2 protein-coding genes are annotated in these 2,590 nt (G+C 54.3%); both read left to right on the plus strand.

The window, feature by feature from the left end:
• A partial coding sequence (locus ABYV26_RS24275; protein ID WP_372683927.1) for a tetratricopeptide repeat protein occupies positions 1-2,204 on the plus strand: 2,204 nt, incomplete at its 5' end.
• Between the two features lie 2 nt (positions 2,205-2,206).
• A partial coding sequence (locus ABYV26_RS24280) for a hypothetical protein (protein WP_372683928.1) occupies positions 2,207-2,590 on the plus strand: 384 nt, incomplete at its 3' end.

Consider the following 2,590-nt stretch of genomic DNA (forward strand, 5'->3'; position numbering starts at 1 on the left):
AGAAAATGGCGTCCCATCTGGAAAAAGGGGAAACCTATTTTGAAAAAGGGGAATATAAGAGTGCGGAGCTGGAGTTTCGCAACGCCATACAGATCGATCCGGAGTTTGTGGATGCCTACGAACGCCTGGGGGAAACCTATCTGAAACTGGGAGACCCCCGGGGGGCCTTCAGGGAATACAGCATGGTGGCCAAACTCGATCCGGAAAACATCGATGCCTCCCTCAAACTGGCCACCTTTTACATGCTGGGTAAAAAAACCGCTGAATCCCGTGAACGAGTCGAAGCAGTGCTTTCCAGGGAACCCAACAACATCGAGGCCCTGTTTCTGATGGCCGGCCTCTTTGACCTTGAAAAAAACTTGTTTGAATCGGCATCGGTCTTTGAAAAAATCCTGGAATTGGACGGCAAGCAATCCCGCGCCTACATGGGGTTGTCCCGGGTCTATGCCCGACAGGGCAAAATCGACGAAGCACGGTCCCAGTTACTGCGTGCGATCGAATTGGATCCGGCCGAAATCAAACCGCGCCTGGAACTGGTCCGATTCTACACCGGGCGAAATGACCCCGACAACGCCCAGGCCCAAATTGAAAAGGCCATCCAGCTAAACCCGGGCAATTCGGATCTTTACATTATCCTCGGCAACTTTTTCTTCCAGATGAAAAAACCGGTGGAAGCGGAAGGCGCCTATCTCAAGGCGATCGAGACCACTCCGACCCAGATCAAACCATACATGGTAGCGGCCGGTTTCTACGACGCGTCGGACAACGCGGAAAAAACCCTGGCCATGTACGAGAAGGCCCTGGCGCTCAAGCCGGACGACGTCAACATCATGACCGCCATGGCCGGTTATTTCCTCAAGCACCAGCAGATGGACGACGCTGGAAAATACCTGGCCAAGGTGCTCAAAGAGCGGCCCAACTTTTTCCCTGCGCGGATGATGAAAGGCGAGATGGCCGCGATCAACAAAGCATTCTCCGAGGCCATCGCGATCTTCGATCAGTTGGTTAAAGAAGAGCCGCGCTCCGCTCGGGCACACTACCTGAAGGGATTTTGTCACCTGGGCAAAGGCGAGACGCAAGTGGCCAAGACCTCCCTTGTCAAAGCCGTCGAGCTCAACCCCAAGTATGTAAATGCCCGGATGCTTTTAGCCGAGATCGCGTTGAAAGAGCGGGATTTTGAAACGGCCCAGAAAGAGTGTGCCGAGATCCTGGCGCTGAATCCGAAGGATTCCCGGGCCAGGTTGATGCAGGGCAACGCGTTGATGGCCCAGGGTAAATCAGCCGATGCAGAGGCGGCCTTTAAAACCATGATCGCCGAAAACCCGGAAAACCCGGCCGGCTATTATCGGCTGGGGCTGCTGCAGCGGTCGACCAAGCAATACAATGCTGCACTGGATAGCTTCAATGCGGCCATGGCGCTGAACCCCATGCTGATGGATGTGTTCACCAATATCGTTCTGGTGCATGGCGCCATGGGGGAACTGGCCATCGCCCTGGATAAATGCGATACGCAGTTGGAAAAAGTCGGCGATGCTGCCGTTGCCAGGGCCATCATCCACAACCTCAAAGGTAGCCTGTGGTTGGCCCAGAAGAAGACCGATGCTGCCGAAAAGGCCTTTGAGACGGCCATACAGGAAAACCCGGATTTCTTGCCACCCTACTATGCCCTGGCGAGAATCTACCTCTCCGGTAAGCAGCAGCAGAAAGCCATCGACCAGTACATGGCCATCCTTGATAAAGACCCGAAGCAGGCCGGACCGCACATGCTGCTGGGAACGATCTACGATATGCAGAACCAGTTTGACATGTCAGAAAAGCATTACCGGGCTGCCCTGGACATCAACCCCCAGTTTGCACCGGCCGCCAACAACCTGGCCTATCTGCTCTCCTCCCGTGAAGGCGATATCGATGATGCGCTGAAATTCGCCCGGATCGCCAAAGAGAAACTGCCCGACGACCCCAGTGTCATGGATACGCTTGGTTGGATCTACTATAAAAAAGGTCTGTATGGAAATGCCGTGCAGGAGTTTTCGGGCAGCCTGGAAAAATTGCCTGAAAACGCCACGGTCAATTACCACCTGGGAGTGGCACTGTTCAAAAAAGGCGAACCGGAACGGGCCAAATCATTCTTGGAAAAGGCACTTGCACTGGACGGAAATTTCGATGGCGCCGATGATGCGCGACGGATGTTGTCCGAGATCTAACTATGCGTTATTTCCCATTTAAAACGCTGATTCTATGCGTCCTGCTGCCGCCATTCGGATATGTCTTTTCGATTCAGGTGCTGGAAAAGACCATTCACGCGCGGTATGACAAAATGATGACGGCCACGGCGATCGGCGACACCCGTGTGTTGTTCGACGGCAGCGTGCGTCTCAAAGATGCCCTCCGGGAGAACCTGAATGCGTTAATGTCCAGCCTGCAATTGCCTGATTGGGGTGTTCGCGTCCATGTCAGTGTGAAAACGAGGGACGGCGTCTATCTTTACCCCGATGCCTACGATGATCCACGGTCAGATTTGGGTGTAATGGACAGCATTGCCGTCGCCAGGGAGAACTACAGGCTGCTCAACGAGGGGCTGATCCACCTG

This window comes from Desulfosarcina sp. (genome assembly GCF_041551955.1).
Classification (GTDB): Bacteria; Desulfobacterota; Desulfobacteria; order Desulfobacterales; family Desulfosarcinaceae; genus Desulfosarcina.